The 18,717-nt window shown below is 39.7% G+C and carries 16 protein-coding genes and 1 tRNA gene; 12 read left to right on the forward strand and 5 right to left on the reverse strand.

What is annotated here, in order from left to right; genetic code table 11:
- Positions 1-89: 89 nt before the first annotated feature.
- From ABFY81_RS16410 to ABFY81_RS16440, 7 genes are all read left to right on the forward strand, one after another.
- On the forward strand, positions 90-1,202 hold the full coding sequence (locus ABFY81_RS16410) for a tartrate dehydrogenase (RefSeq protein WP_191015591.1): 1,113 nt from the start codon (positions 90-92) through the stop codon (positions 1,200-1,202).
- A 19-nt stretch (positions 1,203-1,221) separates the two neighbouring features.
- Entirely contained in the window at positions 1,222-2,874 is a 1,653-nt protein-coding gene (locus ABFY81_RS16415; RefSeq protein ID WP_151683553.1) for a BCCT family carnitine transporter, read from the forward strand.
- An 11-nt stretch (positions 2,875-2,885) separates the two neighbouring features.
- Complete coding sequence (locus ABFY81_RS16420) at positions 2,886-3,860, forward strand: alpha/beta hydrolase (RefSeq protein ID WP_347914185.1); 975 nt, start codon at positions 2,886-2,888, stop codon at positions 3,858-3,860.
- 42 nt (positions 3,861-3,902) lie between these two features.
- On the forward strand, positions 3,903-5,018 hold the full coding sequence (gene cntA, locus ABFY81_RS16425; RefSeq protein ID WP_002120432.1) for a carnitine monooxygenase subunit alpha: 1,116 nt from the start codon (positions 3,903-3,905) through the stop codon (positions 5,016-5,018).
- 63 nt (positions 5,019-5,081) lie between these two features.
- A complete protein-coding gene (locus ABFY81_RS16430) occupies positions 5,082-6,533 on the forward strand; it encodes an NAD-dependent succinate-semialdehyde dehydrogenase (RefSeq protein WP_347914186.1) in 1,452 nt (483 codons plus the stop codon).
- Positions 6,534-6,580: 47 nt separating this feature from the next.
- Positions 6,581-7,537, forward strand: coding sequence for a carnitine monooxygenase, reductase subunit CntB (gene cntB / locus ABFY81_RS16435; RefSeq protein ID WP_004703350.1), 957 nt, complete (start codon positions 6,581-6,583; stop codon positions 7,535-7,537).
- Between the two features lie 157 nt (positions 7,538-7,694).
- Positions 7,695-7,771 (forward strand) — tRNA-Met (locus ABFY81_RS16440).
- Between the two features lie 43 nt (positions 7,772-7,814).
- On the opposite strand, the gene ABFY81_RS16445 is transcribed toward ABFY81_RS16440, so the two are convergent.
- The 5 genes from ABFY81_RS16445 to ABFY81_RS16465 all read right to left on the reverse strand — a co-directional run bounded on the left by ABFY81_RS16445 (position 7,815) and on the right by ABFY81_RS16465 (position 13,367).
- Complete coding sequence (locus ABFY81_RS16445; RefSeq protein WP_068936063.1) at positions 7,815-8,843, reverse strand: hypothetical protein; 1,029 nt, start codon at positions 8,841-8,843, stop codon at positions 7,815-7,817.
- Positions 8,836-10,461, reverse strand: a complete 1,626-nt coding sequence (locus tag ABFY81_RS16450; protein ID WP_134262147.1) for an NAD+ synthase — start codon at positions 10,459-10,461, stop codon at positions 8,836-8,838. Before ABFY81_RS16450 ends, ABFY81_RS16445 begins: the two co-directional genes overlap by 8 nt.
- 386 nt (positions 10,462-10,847) lie before the next feature.
- Entirely contained in the window at positions 10,848-11,408 is a 561-nt protein-coding gene (locus tag ABFY81_RS16455; RefSeq protein ID WP_347914187.1) for a hypothetical protein, read from the reverse strand.
- Between the two features lie 258 nt (positions 11,409-11,666).
- Positions 11,667-12,119, reverse strand: coding sequence for a protoporphyrinogen oxidase HemJ (gene hemJ, locus ABFY81_RS16460; RefSeq protein ID WP_004703336.1), 453 nt, complete (start codon positions 12,117-12,119; stop codon positions 11,667-11,669).
- Positions 12,120-12,137: 18 nt separating this feature from the next.
- Entirely contained in the window at positions 12,138-13,367 is a 1,230-nt protein-coding gene (locus ABFY81_RS16465; protein ID WP_004703335.1) for a beta-ketoacyl synthase N-terminal-like domain-containing protein, read from the reverse strand.
- Positions 13,368-13,662: 295 nt separating this feature from the next.
- Here ABFY81_RS16465 and ABFY81_RS16470 point away from each other — a divergent pair, with 295 nt between their 5' ends.
- From ABFY81_RS16470 to ABFY81_RS16490, 5 genes are all read left to right on the forward strand, one after another.
- The gene (locus ABFY81_RS16470) at positions 13,663-14,979 is read left to right on the forward strand and encodes an EcsC family protein (protein ID WP_347914188.1); all 1,317 of its coding nucleotides are present in this window, start codon (positions 13,663-13,665) and stop codon (positions 14,977-14,979) included.
- Positions 14,980-15,179: 200 nt separating this feature from the next.
- A complete protein-coding gene (gene rpsL, locus ABFY81_RS16475; RefSeq protein WP_002050319.1) occupies positions 15,180-15,554 on the forward strand; it encodes a 30S ribosomal protein S12 in 375 nt (124 codons plus the stop codon).
- Between the two features lie 159 nt (positions 15,555-15,713).
- A complete protein-coding gene (gene rpsG / locus ABFY81_RS16480) occupies positions 15,714-16,184 on the forward strand; it encodes a 30S ribosomal protein S7 (RefSeq protein ID WP_001138055.1) in 471 nt (156 codons plus the stop codon).
- A gap of 177 nt (positions 16,185-16,361) precedes the next feature.
- Positions 16,362-18,500: an elongation factor G gene (gene fusA / locus ABFY81_RS16485; protein WP_039255563.1), complete on the forward strand. Its 2,139-nt coding sequence runs from the start codon at positions 16,362-16,364 to the stop codon at positions 18,498-18,500.
- A 94-nt stretch (positions 18,501-18,594) separates the two neighbouring features.
- Positions 18,595-18,717 (forward strand): GTP-binding protein (locus tag ABFY81_RS16490; RefSeq protein ID WP_016660498.1); only part of this gene is annotated, 123 nt, incomplete at its 3' end.

Raw genomic sequence — 18,717 nt, forward strand, 5'->3', positions numbered from 1 at the left:
GGAGTGATAGTTCCGTTGTTGATCATTTTTGCTTAAAACATCATGTTTAAGCCATACAAGGATATTAGTCGAAGGTGCGAAGGAAGCTTATGGCAAAAAGATATAAAGTTGCCACGATTGCAGGCGATGGCATTGGTTTAGAAGTTCTACCAGAAGGCATTAAGGTTGTAAAGGCAGCGGCAGAGAAGCATGGTATTGAGCTTCAACTCGATGCTTTTGATTGGGCAAGCTGCGATTATTACCTTGAGCACGGCAAAATGATGCCAGATGACTGGTTTGAAACCTTGCAAGGTTACGATGCGATCTATTTTGGCGCTGTAGGCTGGCCAGATAAAGTGCCCGACCATATTTCACTTTGGGGTTCGCTACTTCAGTTCCGTCGTCGCTTTGACCAATATGTGAATTTACGTCCAGTGCGCTTAATGCCGGGTGTGAAATGTCCATTAGTGGGTAAAAAACCAGGCGACATCGATTTTTACGTGGTTCGTGAAAACAGTGAAGGTGAGTACTCAGCTATTGGTGGTAAAGCTTTTGAAGGGACAGACCGAGAGTTTGTTTTACAAGAAGCAGTATTTACACGCCATGGTGTAGATCGCATTTTGCGTTATGCATTTGAGTTTGCAAATCAGCGTGATGCGAAAAAAATTACTGCAGCGACTAAATCAAATGGTATTGCGGTCAGCATGCCGTACTGGGATGAGCGCGTTGACGCGATGGCAAAACAATATCCACAAATTCAAGCTGATAAACAGCATGTTGATATTTTGGCGGCGCGTTTTGTATTGCAACCTGAGCGTTTTGATGTGGTTGTAGCATCGAATTTATTTGGCGACATTCTTTCCGATTTAGGTCCTGCATGTACGGGAACCATTGGTTTGGCTGCTTCAGCAAATTTAAACCCAGAAAGAAAATTTCCATCATTGTTTGAACCTGTACATGGTTCGGCACCAGATATTTACGGTAAACAAATTGCTAACCCAATTGCTGCGATTTGGTCGGGTGCCATGATGTTCGAGTTCTTTGGTGAAGAAGACGAGCGCTGCATCCAAGCAGGTCAGGACATTATGCAGGCGATTGAGCATGTATTAATTAATGGACCAAAGACAGCCGATATCGGCGGTCAGGCAAAAACTTATGAGGTAGGAGATGCAATTGCATCGTGTGTAGCCCAAATTAAAATGGACGTGTTCGCTATGGAATAACGCCATCCAAAATGGATGTATGGATATGGATAATCAAAACACAAAAATTTATACGGATAAAGTTCTTGCCGTAACCAGCTTACTGTTTGTATTTATTTCAGTTGCTGGTTTGGCGATTTATTCGCAAGAGTCGATCAAGATTGCTGCAACATGGATGCAGTGGACAACATCGATGTTTACAACACCAGTATTACTGTTTGCTTTTTTAGCTATCATTTTTACTTTTGGTCTGGCTTTTAGTAAATACGGAAAAATCAAACTAGGTGAAGGAAAGCCTCAATACACCACGATGTCATGGATTTTTATGTTCATCTTGTCAGGTATTGGGTCTTCTACACTGTACTGGGGCTTCTTGGATTGGGCTTACTATTATCAAACGCCGGGTTTGAGCTTACCGCCTGAGTCAGCAGAAGCATTGAAATATAGCGTGGCTTACTCGTTTTTTCATTCTGGTTTAAGTGCGTGGGCAATTTATGCTTTGGCATCAATTTCTTTGTGCTACAGCTACCATGTGCGAAAAAACAAAGGATTAAGTTTGGCTTCCGTGATTGAGGCTGTAACAGGTTTTAAATCAACTGGTGTGGTTGGGCGTTTAGTCGACCTTATGTTCTTGCTTTGCATGTTTGGTGCATTGACGATTTCATTAGTACTCACCGCCGTGACATTTACCAATATTTTGTCTCAGCTCACAGGTATCCCAAACACCTTTATGACTAAGGTCATCATTATTTTAGGTGTTTCGGTTCTGTTCGCACTCAGTTCTTATGTGGGTATGGATAAAGGCATGCAACGTTTAAGTCACATGGTGTGCTTGGGCGTGGTGTTATTTGCGATTTATGTACTGTGCTTTGGTCCGACGCAATTCATTTTGAATAATTCACTAATGAGTTTTGGGTTAATGGCAACCAACTTTGTTGATATGAGCTTGTTTACCGACCCAATGGGCGATGGCAAGTTTACTCGTGAATGGACTGTATTTTACTGGTTGTGGTGGATTTCATATGCACCGGGTGTGGCACTGTTTGTAACGCGTGTTTCTAAGGGCCGTACCATTAAAGAAGTGATCTTTGCCATGGTAATTGGTGGCAGTGTCGGTCTTTGGTTCATTTTTGGTGTGTTTGAAAACTACAGTGTTTATAGCTTTATTCATGGAGCTGTGAACGTACCGCAAATCTTAAGCCAACAAGGTGGTGAGGTTGCAATAGGTCAGTTGCTCAGTCTGTTACCTGCCGGAAAACTCATGATGTGGATTTTCCTCGGCATCATGGTGGTGTTCTTAGCAGCACATATGGATGCGGTTGGGTATGCGGTTTCAGCAACATGTACACGTGGTTTAAGTGAAGGACAAGATCCATCGCCAAATGCTCGTCTGTTCTGGTGTGTCATGCTGACTTTAGTTCCAATTGCCATGATCTTTAGTAAAGCACCTTTAGACACCATGAAAACAGCGACCATTGTGACGGCTTTACCATTCATTGTGATTATTCTGATTCAAACCTACGGCTTAGTGAAATGGCTGATTCAGGATTATGCCAAAGTCCCATCGCATTTAATTGAGCAACAAGGTTATGATGAAGCGGAAATTGGTTTAAACCAGTCTCAAGATGAACATGCAAAACGGATGCAGCTTGAGCTTGCAAGCTCAATCAAACTGGACAGAAAAACCAGCTAGAGGGAACAGTAATGGATACACATGAACAGACTACTTATGCCTTAAGTGAAGAAATGCAAAGCCTTGTGTATTGGAGCAGCATTTATTCACCAGCAGATGCAGATATTGACTCAGTCCGTGCGGCTTATGATGCGATGTGCCGACACTACACTTTGCCACGTGATGGCAAGATTGAAGTTGAAGATCGCTTTGTTGCAAATGATGAGCATCAAGTTCCTGTTCGTGTGTATTTACCAAAAACCGATCGACCTGAGTCAGGTTGGCCATGTGTATTGTATTTACATGGTGGTGGTTGGATGGTTGGCGGGCTCGATTCACATGAGTTTATTACTAGTTATTTGTGTCAGGACTTAAATGCAGTTGTCATTAGCGTAGATTACCGCATGGCACCAGAGCACCGCTTTCCAGCAGCTTATGAAGATTGTTTAGCAGTTTATCAATGGCTTAAAAAGCATGGTTCAACTTGGCAGATCGATAGCGAGAATATCGTTCTAGCAGGGGATAGTGCTGGCGGTAATTTAGCAGCAGCCCTTGCAGTGCATCTACAGCATAGTGGTATGCAAGCTCAAGGTCTGGCTTTGGTTTATCCATGCTTGAGTACTGCATTTGACACATCCTCTGCACAAAAGTATGCACATGCGCCGTTATTAACAACCGAAGATATGCATTTTTATTTAAAGGAATATGCACCTAACTCACAAGATTGGCAGGATTTACGTCTAGCGCCTTTATTGGCAACGGACTTTTCAGATATGCCTACAAGTTTTGTGGCAGTTGCAGAGTATGACCCTTTAAGTGGTGACGGTTATTTCCTTACCCAAAAATTGGAACAAGCAGGCATCCCGAGCGAGTTTCATTTAGGCAAAGGTTTATTACATGGCAGTTTGCGTCTCATGCGTGACTGCCCAGAAGTTCAACAGTTATATCAAAACATGCTGAGTGCTATACGTCGCATGTTTGGCATTGTCGAAAAGACATCAATTTAATATCGAGTCATTTGGACGAAAAGAATTTAATGGAGTAAAAACATGAGTGCAGTTGAAAAATTACCTGAAGATTTTTGCGCAAACCCAGATGTTGCATGGACTTTCCCTAAAGTTTTCTATACTTCATCACAAGTTTTTGAGCATGAGAAAGAAGCAATCTTTGCTAAAAGCTGGATTTGTGTTGCACATGGCAGTGAATTGGCACAACCGAATGACTATATTACCCGTAAAGTAATTGGTGAAAATATTGTCATCATTCGCGGTAAAGATAGCGTTTTACGTGCGTTTTATAATGTATGCCCACACCGTGGTCATGAGCTTTTAAGTGGTAGTGGTAAAGCAAAAAATGTAATTACTTGTCCATACCATGCATGGACTTTTAAGCTAGATGGTAGTTTAGCTTTGGCACGTAACTGTGACCATGTTGAATCTTTCGATAAAGAAAATTCAAGCATGGTGCCTTTAAAAGTTGAGGAATATGCAGGATTTGTTTTCATTAATATGGATGAAAATGCGACATGTGTAGAAGACCAACTTCCGGAATTTGCTGAACGTTTAAATCAAGCATGTAGCGTGATTAAAGATTTGAAACTGGCGGCACGTTTTGTGACAGAAACTCCAGCAAACTGGAAAGTTATTGTCGATAACTACTTAGAATGTTATCACTGTGGGCCTGCACATCCGGGCTTTGCTGACTCAGTACAAGTCGATAAATATTGGCACACCACACATCAAAACTGGACACTACAATATGGCTTTGCGCGTTCATCTGAGAAGTCATTTAAACTTGATCCATCAGTAACAGATCCTGAGTTTCATGGGTTCTGGACTTGGCCTTGTACCATGTTTAACGTACCACCGGGCAGTAATTTCATGACGGTAATCTATGAGTTTCCAGTAGATGCAGAAACGACTTTGCAGCATTACGATATTTACTTCACGAACGAAGAACTCACTCAAGATCAGAAAGACTTAATTGAGTGGTATCGCAATGTATTCCGTCCTGAAGATTTGAACTTGGTCGAAAGCGTACAACGTGGTTTGAAATCACGTGGTTATCGTGGCCAAGGTCGTATTATGACTGACAAGCAACGCTCAGGAATTAGTGAGCATGGTATTGCTTACTTCCAACATCTTGTAGCGCAGCATCACAAATAAAACAAATGGATTTATTCAGGTGTAAAGATAACTTACACCTGATTCTTCAGTTAGGAAGATGATATGTCGAGTTTACAAAGCACTGAATTATTTCAGCAACAAGCCTATATTAACGGGCAATGGCTAGCTGCACAGTCAAATGCAACAGTTCCAGTGACTAACCCAGCTACAGGCGAAGAAATTGGCACAATTCCAAATATGGGAGCGGCTGAGGCGACACAGGCGGTTGAGGCTGCTTATACTGCATTGCAGAGTTGGAAAGCTTTAACTGCTCAAAACCGTGCAGATATTTTATTGGCTTGGCATAAACTGGTTCTCGATCATACCGATGAACTTGCTTTAATCATGACCATTGAACAAGGAAAACCTTTGGCAGAAGCGAAAGGTGAGGTGCGTTATGCTGCATCCTTTATTCAATGGTTTGCCGAAGAATGCAAGCGTATCTATGGTGATGTGATTCCAACCGTAAATAATCAGCAGCGTTTTATTATCAGTAAAGAACCTGTGGGTGTCGTGGCTGCGATTACGCCGTGGAATTTCCCAATTGCCATGATTACTCGTAAAGCAGCACCAGCTTTAGCAGCTGGATGTACGGTCGTGATTAAGCCAGCGAATGAAACGCCTTATTGTGCTTTAGCGATTGCAAAGCTTGCCGAAAAAGCAGGTGTTCCGGCTGGCGTGATTAATGTTGTTACTGGTAAGTCTCAAGAAATTGGCTCGGTATTTACTTCACATGAAAAAGTGAAAAAATTGACCTTCACTGGCTCAACTCCAGTGGGACGCCTACTGATGCAGCAGTGTTCAAGCACCATTAAAAAATTAGCGCTTGAGTTAGGCGGTAATGCACCTCTGATTGTGTTTGATGATGCCGATTTAGATAAAGCTGTACAAGGGGCGATTTTTGCCAAGTTCCGTAATGCGGGCCAGACCTGTGTTTGTGCTAACCGCATTTATGTACACGATAATATTTATCAAGCTTTTGCCGAGAAATTTGTTCAAGAAGTACAAAAGTTTAAAGTCGGTAATGGACTTGAAGATGGCGTGCAAATTGGCCCCTTAATTAATGAAAAAGCAGTGTTAAAAGCACAGCAACTCATTGATGATGCAGTAAGCAAAGGCGCTAAGATTGCCTGTGGTGGTAAGCAGCATGCTTTAGGACAAACCTTTTATGAACCATCGGTTCTAACGAACGTTGACCGTACAATGGAAATTGTCCAAGAAGAAATTTTTGGTCCAGTTGCACCACTCATTCGCTTTACAGATGAAGCAGATGTCGTTGCTCAAGCAAATGACACTATCTTTGGTTTGGCTGCGTATGTTTATAGCGAAAATATTTCATGTTTATGGCGAGTGTCAGAACAGCTTGAATATGGAATGGTCGGTATGAATGCCACAGCAATTTCAAATGAAGTTGTACCATTCGGCGGTGTGAAGCAGTCAGGTGTTGGGCGTGAAGGCTCAAAGTATGGTCTTGAAGAGTTCATGACCATTAAATACATGTGTTTAGGGCTTTAAGGATAAGCCCTAACAACAAGAATATGCGGTAAAAGAAGGATTCTAATATGGCTAGTCATTATGAAATGTTCCCGGCAGTTGTTACTCATGTGGAGCAGCTAACCCCTTTAATCAAACGGTTTACGTTCAAACGTCAAGATGGGCAGAACTTTCCTCGATTTAGTGGGGGAAGCCATATTATTGTCAAAATGAATGAGCAACTTTCAAATGCTTACTCATTGATGAGTTGTACGCAAGATCTATCGACTTACCAAGTCTGTGTTCGTAAGGATGCTGAAGGTAAGGGTGGTTCGGTTTTCATGCATGATCAGTGCAATGAAGGCTGTGAAATTCAGATTTCAGAACCAAAAAATTTATTTCCATTAGCTGAAACAGGCAATAAACATATTTTAATTGCAGGTGGTATTGGCATTACACCATTCTTGCCACAAATGGATGAGCTAGCCGCACGCGGTGCTGAGTTTGAGCTACATTATGCTTATCGTTCACCTGAACATGCGGCTTTGTTAGATGAGTTAAAGCAGAAACATGCTGAGCATGTGTTTAGTTATGTTGATTCAGAAGGTTGCGCATTAAATTTAGATCAACTCATTTCATCGCAGCCAAAAGGCACACATGTCTATGTATGTGGTCCTAAACCCATGATTGATGCAGTGATTGATTGCTGTAATAAACACCGTTACCGCGATGAGTACATTCACTGGGAACAATTTGCCTCAACAGTTCCTGAAGATGGTGAAGCTTTTACGGTAGTACTTGCTAAGTCTAATCAAGAAATTGAAGTACAAAGTAACCAGACTATTTTACAAGCTATCGAAACATTAAATATCGATGTGGAATGTTTATGCCGAGAAGGCGTTTGTGGTACGTGTGAAACTGCTATTTTAGAAGGTGAGGCAGAGCACTTCGATCAATACTTAAGTGATGCAGAAAAGGCTTCACAAAAGAGCATGATGATTTGTGTATCAAGGGCAAAAGGTAAAAAGCTCGTATTAGATCTTTAATATATTTCTGTGGCCGATCAATTGCTTAAATTGTAAATTTGTTAAAAAATGAACAAATAATGGTGATCTGAATCTTATTTGTTCATTTGGTGGACATTAAGAGTTTTGAAGTATTGACCTGTTATACAGAACTATAGATAATGCGCACACAGTTTACGGCTATGTAGCTCAGTTGGTTAGAGCACCGCACTCATAATGCGGGGGTCACAAGTTCAAGTCTCGTCATAGCCACCATTTTAAAAACCACGCTCCTGCGTGGTTTCTTTTTATCTATTTTTTACTCATTAAAATGTTTTTCAATCATATCGAGTGTTTTTGAGCTTTGATAAAAAGGAGCTAAGAGCGCTTGAAGTAACGGTTCCAAAATACCGTGCTCATTAAAGGCATCCATAACTTTCGGATAAAAGCGTAAAGCTTCAGTTTGTAAGTCAGTTTCGGTTAAACCAATCTCACTTAACACTTCAAATAAACTTTGATCTTTATAAAAATCATAAAAAACTTCGACGCCATACAAAATAAGATCTTGCATAAATTGCGACTGGCGCAACTCTTTCCAGTATTCATAAATTAAAACAAAGAACTCTTCCACATCGAGAGGAGTGAGCTGTTTCATAAACTCATACATTTTTTTATGTCTAATATCTTCCCAGATATGACGCACTAAGCTTTCTAAATCTTCAGCCGACAAAAGGCTTAATTCTGTAAGCTGTTCATGAATAAAACTAGCAATCCAAGTTTCAAGTTTGTGCTCGAGACGTTGTTGCTGTAAAAACGAGAATTTTTTAAGTTTATGTTGCCATTCAAAATGGTAGTCATTTACTGTCGAGGCAGTTAAAAATTTTGGTAATTTTTGTTCTAAGGTTGAAGTAGCAATATATTGGCAAAGCTGTTGAACAGAAGGGCTGGTTCTTAAAAACTCATTCAGATAATGAGGAATATGCTCCATTTCCAAAAATTTGGAAAGCCACATTTCAAACTGGTGATCGGATACCAAGTCTTGTAGCTGAATTGGAGATTTCATAGCAGATAAATAAATACGCTGTGCAATTTCCCCAATAAACTCAAGTAAGCCTGCACCCAGCTGCATCTCAAAAGCATAGCGTTTCACAACGGCTTGTAATTGTTCTAAATCTACAACTTCACAAAGCTTAATTTCGTCAGCATGTTGCATAAATAGTTGGATGAACTGCTGGAAATAAATAGGTGAGTTTTCTATCGATAATTGTTTTTTGAAAAATTCCACCTGCTCAAGCAAAAGTGCTTGAGCAAGTGCTGTGGTTTTTGATGAGTTTTTCTGCTCAGTCATTCGCTGTCCAACCGTTGACAATCGGATAACGTCGTTCGCGACTAAATGCACGAGAAGTAATTCTCGGGCCAATCGCACCTTGACGACGTTTGTATTCATTACGATCAACTAAACGGATGACTTTTTCAACAACTTCTTTATCAAAACCTTTGGCAATAATATCAGCCTGACCTAAATCTTCTTCAATATACGCATAAAGAATGGCATCTAATACATCATACGCTGGTAAAGAGTCTTGGTCTTTTTGATCTGGACGGAGTTCTGCAGAAGGTGGACGAGTAATGACACGCTCAGGAATAACCGGAGTTTCACTTAAGCTATTACGGTATTTTGCTAATTCAAACACGATTGTTTTATAAACATCTTTGAGAACAGCAAAGCCACCCACCATGTCGCCGTAGAGTGTGCAGTAGCCAACTGAAAGTTCAGATTTATTACCTGTAGAAAGCACCAAATTACCAAACTTGTTAGATAGGCCCATAAGCAATGTGCCACGAGCGCGCGCTTGTAAATTTTCTTCAGTTGCATCCGCTGGTGAGTTACCAAAGAATGGATATAGCGTTTGCATGAAGCTATTTACGATTGAATGTATTTCAGCAATACCGAAAGTCACGCCCATACGGCGAGCTTGTTCTGCTGCATCTTCTACACTAATTTGAGACGTGTAAGTGTATGGCATCATTACAGCTTGTACTTTTTCTGCACCAATTGCATCAACAGCAATTGCAAGTGTAAGGGCAGAGTCAATACCACCAGATAGACCTAAGATTACACCAGGAAAACCTGAACGCTCTACATAGTCACGCGTTGCCATAACTAAGCTTTGATAGATTTCTGCAAAAGTTTCCAATGCCGGAGCAGACTCAGTGACTTTATATAATTTGGTATCACGGTCAAATTCAGCAATATAAAGATCTTCTTTAAAGCTTGGTGCTTGTAAAGCAATTTCACCATTTTGATTGCTGACAAAACTTGAACCATCAAAAATTAAATCATCTTGCCCACCAACTTGGTTGACATAAACAATATTTAAGTGAAGTTGTTTTGCAAGCTCGCTTAATGTTTGTTTGCGATGCTGTGGTTTACCTACTTCATATGGAGATGCATTAAGTACAAGTACAGTATCAACATTTAATTGGCTTAATTGTTTAACTGTATTGATTGACCAAATATCTTCGCAAATGAGGACACCAAACTTATGACCAAGGTATTCAAATACCAAATGTTGATGACCTTTTTCGAAATAGCGCTTTTCATCAAAAACACTATAGTTTGGCAAGTTGTGTTTATTGAAAACACCTAAAACCTGACCATCTTTCATGACAGCAGCTGAGTTATAACGTTGGCCATCTTCACTCTGGTTCACGAAGCCGAAAACCATCACAATATCTTTAACTTCGCTAAGTTGTGCAAAAGCCTTTTGCATACGTTTGTTTAAATTTGGACGTAGCAATAAGTCTTCAGCTGGATAACCAATCACAGAAAGCTCAGGAAAAATAATCAGGTCAGCGTCTTGTTTTTTCGCCTGATTTGCTTGCTCAATCATCTTTTGGGTGTTTGAGTCAATATTGCCAATATGCGGAGAAAACTGAGCAAGGGCAACTTTAAAACTTTTCATTCAAACCTAATCCTAGATCATAACGAATATAAATACACATAGTGTTGATTTTTATGAATATAATTTTTCAACGATGTGTATGACACGATAATAAACAAGTAAAATAGTAAACAAAAATGTCAAGATCAATAATATATACCAATCACATATTTTCTGCGTAAAAATAACGAGATTTTCTGTATAGAATAGAAACAAGCTTCATTATTTTTATTGTTTGTATACTGCCTTAACACTCCAAAATTTGGAATAAGTTTTTATACTTATTTTCAATAATTTGACAGTAATAAACTCAAATCTCAACTTTATTTTCATATTTTTTTGTTTATAAAATTTGCGTTGAGTAAGTTGGTAAAAATGTTACGTTGCAGTCAAACTCAATTATTTGCTTACAAATCCAGTTGAGGTAAACAAATAATATTGGGTAGCTTCCCTGAACAGATATCTCTCGCAATCTCTCCTTGCTGTTCAATATTGTAAGAACTAAATGCTTTTTGCGGATGATAGGTGTATTTGTAAGGATTGTAATATTTAAAGGTGAGGTAATAGGCAGATTGTAAAAATGCGCCTTTTAGTAATACATGAATACCTCGCTGATATTGCATAACATGGGTGAGTTCATGAATAAAAATACCTTGTATGAACTTAGACTCTAAAGCGTAATTGCTACTATAGTCAGAAAAATTTACATAGATATTTCCATTTGGAGCCATCAAAATTCCATGAGCTTGCCAAGGTAAGTAACGAGTAGCAATAATTTTAGGACGTTCACAATCTAGCAGATCACCAAAAACCCTTTGCGCTAAAGCTTTTTCTTCAGGTGCAAGAAATCGAATTGGATAGCTTTTTAAGTGACGAAGAATAAAAAGAGTAAAAATAATAAATTGTCGATCTAGGGTGAATTTAAAAGCGCTGAGAGTGAACATAGTTTTGCTATTAAATAAGTTCATCTATTTGTTTAGCAGCATAACATACATCAACTATGTGGAAAGACAGACACAATGAATGATATTTATTTCTTACTTGATGATTTGGGTACCTTATTGACAAAATGTCCACTTTGAATCTGATCAGAGGCTTGTAAAATCTTATTCTAATTATTGATTATAAAGGCGCCGTGACCATTAATAAGCTTAATTGAAAATAGTTAACTGACTGAAATGAATTAAAAAATTAAATAAGAAGTCTTAGATAATAAAAAACCCCAGTTAAAACTGAGGTTTTACAACAACTAAAATCACAACCGCAAATAAAATTAAGGTTGGCATTTCATTGAAGAAACGCCAGAACTTATGTGATTTATAGTGAGCATTTCCGATAAGCTTTTTGCGATAGTAACCACACACTAAATGGTAAACCACTAATAAAGCCACTAGTCCAACTTTTAAGTAAAACCATGTGGCTTCATGGTAATGTCGAGTTGCATCACCCCACTCAACGAGAAAGTGTGCAGTAATTAATGTGGCAATCATAGAAGGCCACATAATTCCTCGATACAACTTACGTTCCATTACCTCAAAGCGTTGATGACTTGCAGCATCTTCACTCATAGCATGATAAACATATAAACGTGGTAAGTAGAACAAAGCAGCGAACCAACAAACCACGGCAATAATATGTAATGCTTTTACCCACAAAAAAGCATCAGAAGGTGCATCCATCGTTAATCCTAGGTGGGATTATGCATCCCACTTCTTGAAAATTAGGCAAGCGTTTACACCGCCAAAACCAAAACTGTTACTCATTACAGTATTCAATTTTGCATCACGTTTTTCAAGTACGATATCAAAAGGTTTTGCGCCTTCATCAAGTTCAGTTACGTTGATGTTTGGTGCAATAAAGTCATTTTGCATCATAAGAACAGAGTAGATGGCTTCTTGAACGCCAGCTGCTCCTAAGCTATGACCAGTCATAGATTTAGTCGAGCTTAACGGTGGTACTTTACCTTCACCAAAAGCACGTTCCATTGCTTTAAGTTCAGTAACATCACCCGCTGGAGTAGAAGTACCATGTGTATTTACATAGTCAATTGTTTCTACGCCATGCTGTTTAGCTTCTTCAAGTGCCATTAAAATACAGCGTGTAGCGCCTTCACCACTTGGAGCAACCATATCTGCACCATCACTGTTTGCTGCGTAACCGACAACTTCAGCTAAAATGTTCGCACCACGTGCTTGCGCATGCTCAAGCGATTCAAGCACTACGAAACCACCACCGCCAGCAATTACGAAACCGTCACGGTCTGCTGAATAAGGGCGAGATGCTGTTTCAGGAGTATCGTTATATTTTGAGCAAAGTGCGCCCATTGCATCAAACAATAAACTTTGAGACCAATGATCTTCTTCACCACCACCAGCAAGCATAAGATCTTGTTTGCCAAGTTGAATAAGGTTATATGCATAACCAATTGCATCTGCAGAAGTTGCGCAAGCACTTGTAATAGTATGAGCAATACCTTGTAGTTTAAATGCAACACCTACGTTTGCCGTAATGGTATTTGACATATTACGTGGTACAAAGAAAGGACCTACTTTACGTGCACCTTTAGTTTCTAATAACTCAGTCATTTCAACAACAGATGCAGTTGAACCACCACCTGAACCACCTGCAATACCATAACGTGGGTTGCCGCCAATTTGTTCAGGTGTGAGTCCTGCATGTTCAACTGCAGCTACAGCAGCGTTGTAAGCATACATCGCACAAACGCCCATAAAGCGTTTTAATTTACGGTCGATATGATCAAAATCTTGTTCTGCAGCAGCGCTGACATGGCTTTTAAAATTAAGTTCAGCGTAAGTTGGGTTAAAACGTGTCCCCGAGATTCCATTTTGAAGTGAGTGAGTAACTGCTTCTAAAGAGTTACCGATACATGAGTTAATACCCATACCAGTGATTACGACACGTTTCATCTACAGGTCCCTTTATGGTGATATTTAAAGTCTATGAACATCAGCAGCTATTAAATGATAGGAGAAGATAGCTGGAAGAACATTAGACATATGTTTTCGTTGTTACCATGATAGCAGAAAGGTTTTTTATTTCTTATGGCAAATCTTTATGTCAATTTTGCATTTAAAAAAATAACCAAATACATAGTATGTTTCATTTAGGGTTAACTAAAATACACACATTCAAGTTGAGATAAATCTACATTCCACCTAGTATTTATCTCTAATTAGATAAATTAAAAAATCGAGGTACTGGATGACAAAATTTAATAATAATCAATCTGACAATTTGTTTTCTCAGGTCTTCGGAGTGGCTAAAAAGCTCAGTTCTACTGGCTTAAACATCTTGCAGCAAAGCCAAATAGGTGAGGTCAGTAAGTTGGTCGAGCCACTTGCGAATGGCAAAACAGTAGAAGGTAATGCTAGAAACAAAAGCCCATTTGAAGTGGAACAATATGAAAGTCCACAACAAATGTTACGTGAACATTTACCTAAAGTTACTCGCCAAGTTTTTGGTCGTCATTTTAGAAAGGTCAATGGTATTGCTACATTTATTTCGCCTGATTGGAATGAGAAAATATCAAGTTATTTATTTGATGCGCTGAATGACTTTAGTTCAAAAAGTACACTTACTGAAAAAATATTAGAAGAGGCAGGTGCAAAAGACCTATTTGAGTTAACTAAGGATACTTCACGCTCTCAACGTTTAAGTCAGGCACTGATTGAACAAAATAAATTGATTGCAACAATACAAGGTACGATTACTGGTGTATCTGGTATGGTGGGAGCGGCTGTAGATATTCCTGTATCTTTAGTTTTGGTTTTAAGAACAATTTATCAAACTGGAAGATCACATGGTTTCGATTTAAATGATGGAAGTGATCAAGATGTTGTTGAGTTTATTTTTAAAGAAGTCGATATCAGTTTGATTGCTGAAAAGCAGACGGTACTTTTGGCATTAAAAGCATTACGTAATATGTTAGAGACACAAGATGTTCAACAGTTTCAGCAATTACTGGGGTCTTCAAATGATATTGAAACCTTAAAAAAATGGTTGGTTGATGAAAATGGCGAGTTTAAATGGAACTGGTTAAATAAAGTTCCGCAACTTGCTTCTGTTGGTAAATTTACTCCTGCAGTAGGTGCAGTGCTCAGTGCTGTTTACAGTTGGAAGTTACAAGAAGATGTAGGCCACAAGGCACAAGCCATTTTTGGTGCTGCACGACACTATTTAAATGAACATCCGAATGAGCATTTATCACCACTTCAAGCTTATTATGCTGCCGTGACTCTTATTCAAAAGGCAAGTCCTCGTCTTTTGAACGTTGGAGAAAACGGCAGTATTCACGCGGCACAACATCATAAAATAGAAAATCATGATGTAATTTCAAAAGTGGCAGTTGTGGTTAAATCGAATACTTCTGAAAAAAGTGAAGAAAAAGTGCAAGAAAATGTTCATCAAGGTATTGAGCAGCTTGCAGAAAAACATGTGGTCGAGCACGAGCATAGTGAACAGAAACCAGCATTAGAAATTGAAAATGATGATGTTATAGAAGATCAAAAGTACTCTTAACAATACAATTACAAAGATAGGGTTTCAAAACGAAATTTCGCCCCTATTTAATTTTGTAAGTCATCCTGTCAAACATTGATATGGTCAACATTTGGTAATTATTGCCGTGTTGACCATTTTTGCATCTTAGCTTACAATTATGTGCCCTTAAAAAGAGGTATTTTCTTTTTGAGGTTTTTTAATAACGGGAGAATTGCCATATGGCAACAACGAATCAGTTGATCCGTAAGGGTCGTACGACTTTGGTTGAAAAATCCAAAGTTCCTGCGTTGAAGGCTTGTCCACAACGTCGTGGTGTTTGTACACGTGTTTATACAACTACACCTAAAAAACCTAACTCAGCTATGCGTAAGGTTTGCCGTGTTCGCTTAACTTCAGGTTTTGAAGTATCTAGCTACATCGGTGGTGAAGGTCATAACTTACAAGAGCACAGTGTTGTTCTTATCCGTGGTGGTCGTGTTAAAGACTTACCAGGTGTACGTTACCATACCGTTCGTGGTTCTTTAGACTGTGCCGGCGTTAAAGATCGTAATCAATCACGTTCTAAATACGGTACTAAGCGTCCTAAGAAGTAATTCTAGGAAACTAGTCCAAAAGCCCTTTAGCGTTTCGCTTGTTTGAATTCTTCATAGATTTGTAATTCAAGCGACGTATAGTAAGGCCAGCGTCGTGTACATGACACTTGTACAAACTGCTGGATTATCCTGAAGTGTCATATTATTAGGTGTATTAAAATGCCAAGACGTCGCGTAGTCGCTGCTCGTGAGATCCTTCCAGATCCAAAATTTAGCAGCCAAACAATCGCTAAATTCATGAACCACGTAATGCAAGATGGTAAAAAATCTATTGCTGAAAGTATCGTTTACGGTGCTTTAGAACGCGTTCAAGAAAAAAACAAAGTAGACCCAGTTGAATTTTTCGAGACTACTCTTGAGAAAGTTCGTCCTATGGTCGAAGTAAAAGCACGCCGTGTTGGTGGTGCTACTTATCAAGTACCTATGGAAGTACGCCCATCCCGTCGTACTGCCTTAGCTATGCGTTGGTTAGTAGATGCTGCTGCTAAGCGTTCTGAAAAAACGATGGCTTTACGTCTTGCTGGTGAGTTGCTTGATGCAGCTGAAGGTAAAGGTGCAGCAATCAAAAAACGTGAAGATGTGCACCGTATGGCTGAAGCTAACAAAGCCTTCTCTCACTACCGTTTCTAAGCGGATAAAACAGGCCTTATTCAGGAGAATATTCATGCGTACAGCAGCTCGATTCAACATTGCTCTCTATCAAAGTGGGGGCTTTGCAGGTATTTAAGTTGCCTGTTTGGATATTCGCGCGCATCAATTTAATTGGTGCGTCCTGTTTTAAATATAACATTTAGGAATGTAGACATCATGGCTCGCCAAACCCCAATTACTCGTTACCGTAACATCGGTATTTCTGCGCACATTGACGCAGGTAAAACAACTACAACTGAACGTATTTTGTTCTACACAGGTGTATCTCACAAAATTGGTGAAGTACACGACGGTGCAGCAACAATGGACTGGATGGAACAAGAACAAGAGCGTGGTATTACAATTACCTCTGCTGCTACGACTTGTTTCTGGTCTGGTATGGGTAACCAATTTGAACAACACCGTATCAACGTAATTGACACCCCGGGACACGTAGACTTCACAATCGAAGTTGAACGTTCTATGCGTGTTCTTGACGGTGCGTGCATGGTTTACTGTGCTGTAGGTGGTGTACAACCTCAGTCTGAAACTGTATGGCGTCAAGCGAACAAATATAAAGTGCCTCGTTTAGCATTCGTGAACAAGATGGACCGTACTGGTGCAAACTTCTTCCGTGCTGTTGAGCAAGTTAAAACTCGTTTAGGTGGTAATCCTGTTCCTATCGTTGTGCCAATTGGTGCTGAAGATACATTCCAGGGTGTTGTTGACCTTATCGAAATGAAAGCGATTATCTGGGATGAAGCATCTCAAGGTATGAAGTTTGAATATGCTGATATCCCAGCTGACCTAGTTGATACGTCTAACGAATGGCGTACAAAAATGGTTGAAGCTGCGGCTGAAGCTTCTGAAGAATTAATGGACAAGTACCTTGAAGAAGGTGATCTTTCTAAAGAAGAGATCATTGCAGGTTTACGTGCTCGTACATTAGCTTCTGAAATTCAAGTAATGCTTTGTGGTTCTGCGTTCAAGAACAAAGGTGTTCAACGTATGTTGGATGCTGTAATTGAATTCTTACCATCACCTACAGAAGTTAAAGCGATCGAAGGTATCCTTGACGACAAAGACGAAACTAAAGCGTCTCGTGAAGCATCTGACGAAGCTCCGTTCTCTGCGCTTGCGTTCAAAATCATGAACGACAAATTCGTAGGTAACTTAACATTCGTACGTGTTTACTCTGGTGTTCTTAAACAAGGTGATCCGGTTTATAACCCAGTTAAAGCTAAGCGTGAACGTATCGGTCGTATCGTGCAAATGCATGCGAACGAACGTCAAGATCTTGATGAAATCCGTGCAGGTGATATCGCAGCGTGTGTAGGTCTTAAAGACGTTACAACTGGTGATACATTATGTGATGAGAAAAACATCATTACTCTTGAGCGTATGGAATTCCCAGAGCCAGTAATTTCATTGGCTGTTGAACCAAAAACTAAAGCAGACCAAGAAAAAATGTCTATCGCTTTAGGTCGTTTGGCTAAAGAAGATCCATCGTTCCGTGTTCGTACAGACGAAGAATCTGGTCAAACAATTATTGCTGGTATGGGTGAACTTCACCTTGACATCATTGTTGACCGTATGAAGCGTGAATTCGGTGTTGAAGCTAACATTGGTAAACCAATGGTTGCTTACCGTGAAACGATCAAAAAGTCTGTTGAACAAGAAGGTAAATTCGTACGTCAAACTGGTGGTAAAGGTAAGTTTGGTCACGTATATGTACGTCTTGAACCGCTTGATGTTGATGAGTCTGGTAAAGAATACCAATTCGTTGAAGAAGTTGTTGGTGGTGTAGTACCTAAAGAATTCTTTGGCGCGGTTGACAAAGGTATTCAAGAACGTATGAAGAATGGTGTATTAGCTGGTTACCCTGTTGTTGGTATTAAAGCGACATTATTCGACGGTTCTTACCATGATGTCGACTCTGACGAATTATCGTTCAAAATGGCAGGTTCTTATGCCTTCCGTGATGGTTTCATGAAAGCGGATCCTATCCTTCTTGAACCTATCATGAAAGTTGAAGTAGAAACTCCAGAAGACTACATGGGCGATATCATGGGTGACTTAAACCGTCGTCGTGGTATGGTTCAAGGTATGGACGATCTTCCTGGTGGAACAAAAGCAATTAAAGCAGAAGTTCCTCTTGCTGAGATGTTTGGTTACGCGACTCAAATGCGTTCTATGTCTCAAGGTCGTGCGACTTACTCAATGGAATTTGCTAAGTATGCTGAAACTCCACGTAACGTGGCTGAAGGCATCATTGCTAAATTCCAAGCTGGCGGTAAAAAAGGTGACGACGAGTAATCTTTCGATTACTATAAGCCCTAACTAATTCTTAGTTGAAAACCAAGTGCTCATGGGGTGACCCTCCATGAGTAGTTAATAAAGGAAGATCATCATGGCTAAAGCCAAGTTTGAACGTAATAAGCCACACGTAAACGTGGGCACAATCGGTCACGTTGACCATGGTAAAACAACTTTAACTGCTGCGATTGCAACTATTTGTGCAAAAACTTACGGC

The sequence above is a fragment of the Acinetobacter sp. WA-87 genome, from assembly GCF_039938935.1.
Lineage (GTDB): Bacteria > Pseudomonadota > Gammaproteobacteria > Pseudomonadales > Moraxellaceae > Acinetobacter > Acinetobacter seifertii.

Bases quoted from the DNA above. Each gene is read 5' to 3' on its own strand.
- ABFY81_RS16410 (WP_191015591.1), top strand. From the start codon at position 90: ATGGCAAAAAGATATAAAGTTGCCACGATTGCAGGCGATGGCATTGGT.
- ABFY81_RS16415 (WP_151683553.1), top strand. From the start codon at position 1,222: ATGGATATGGATAATCAAAACACAAAAATTTATACGGATAAAGTTCTT.
- ABFY81_RS16420 (WP_347914185.1), top strand. From the start codon at position 2,886: ATGGATACACATGAACAGACTACTTATGCCTTAAGTGAAGAAATGCAA.
- cntA (WP_002120432.1), top strand. From the start codon at position 3,903: ATGAGTGCAGTTGAAAAATTACCTGAAGATTTTTGCGCAAACCCAGAT.
- ABFY81_RS16430 (WP_347914186.1), top strand. From the start codon at position 5,082: ATGTCGAGTTTACAAAGCACTGAATTATTTCAGCAACAAGCCTATATT.
- cntB (WP_004703350.1), top strand. From the start codon at position 6,581: ATGGCTAGTCATTATGAAATGTTCCCGGCAGTTGTTACTCATGTGGAG.
- ABFY81_RS16445 (WP_068936063.1), bottom strand. From the start codon at position 8,843: ATGACTGAGCAGAAAAACTCATCAAAAACCACAGCACTTGCTCAAGCA.
- ABFY81_RS16450 (WP_134262147.1), bottom strand. From the start codon at position 10,461: ATGAAAAGTTTTAAAGTTGCCCTTGCTCAGTTTTCTCCGCATATTGGC.
- ABFY81_RS16455 (WP_347914187.1), bottom strand. From the start codon at position 11,408: ATGAACTTATTTAATAGCAAAACTATGTTCACTCTCAGCGCTTTTAAA.
- hemJ (WP_004703336.1), bottom strand. From the start codon at position 12,119: ATGGATGCACCTTCTGATGCTTTTTTGTGGGTAAAAGCATTACATATT.
- ABFY81_RS16465 (WP_004703335.1), bottom strand. From the start codon at position 13,367: ATGAAACGTGTCGTAATCACTGGTATGGGTATTAACTCATGTATCGGT.
- ABFY81_RS16470 (WP_347914188.1), top strand. From the start codon at position 13,663: ATGACAAAATTTAATAATAATCAATCTGACAATTTGTTTTCTCAGGTC.
- rpsL (WP_002050319.1), top strand. From the start codon at position 15,180: ATGGCAACAACGAATCAGTTGATCCGTAAGGGTCGTACGACTTTGGTT.
- rpsG (WP_001138055.1), top strand. From the start codon at position 15,714: ATGCCAAGACGTCGCGTAGTCGCTGCTCGTGAGATCCTTCCAGATCCA.
- fusA (WP_039255563.1), top strand. From the start codon at position 16,362: ATGGCTCGCCAAACCCCAATTACTCGTTACCGTAACATCGGTATTTCT.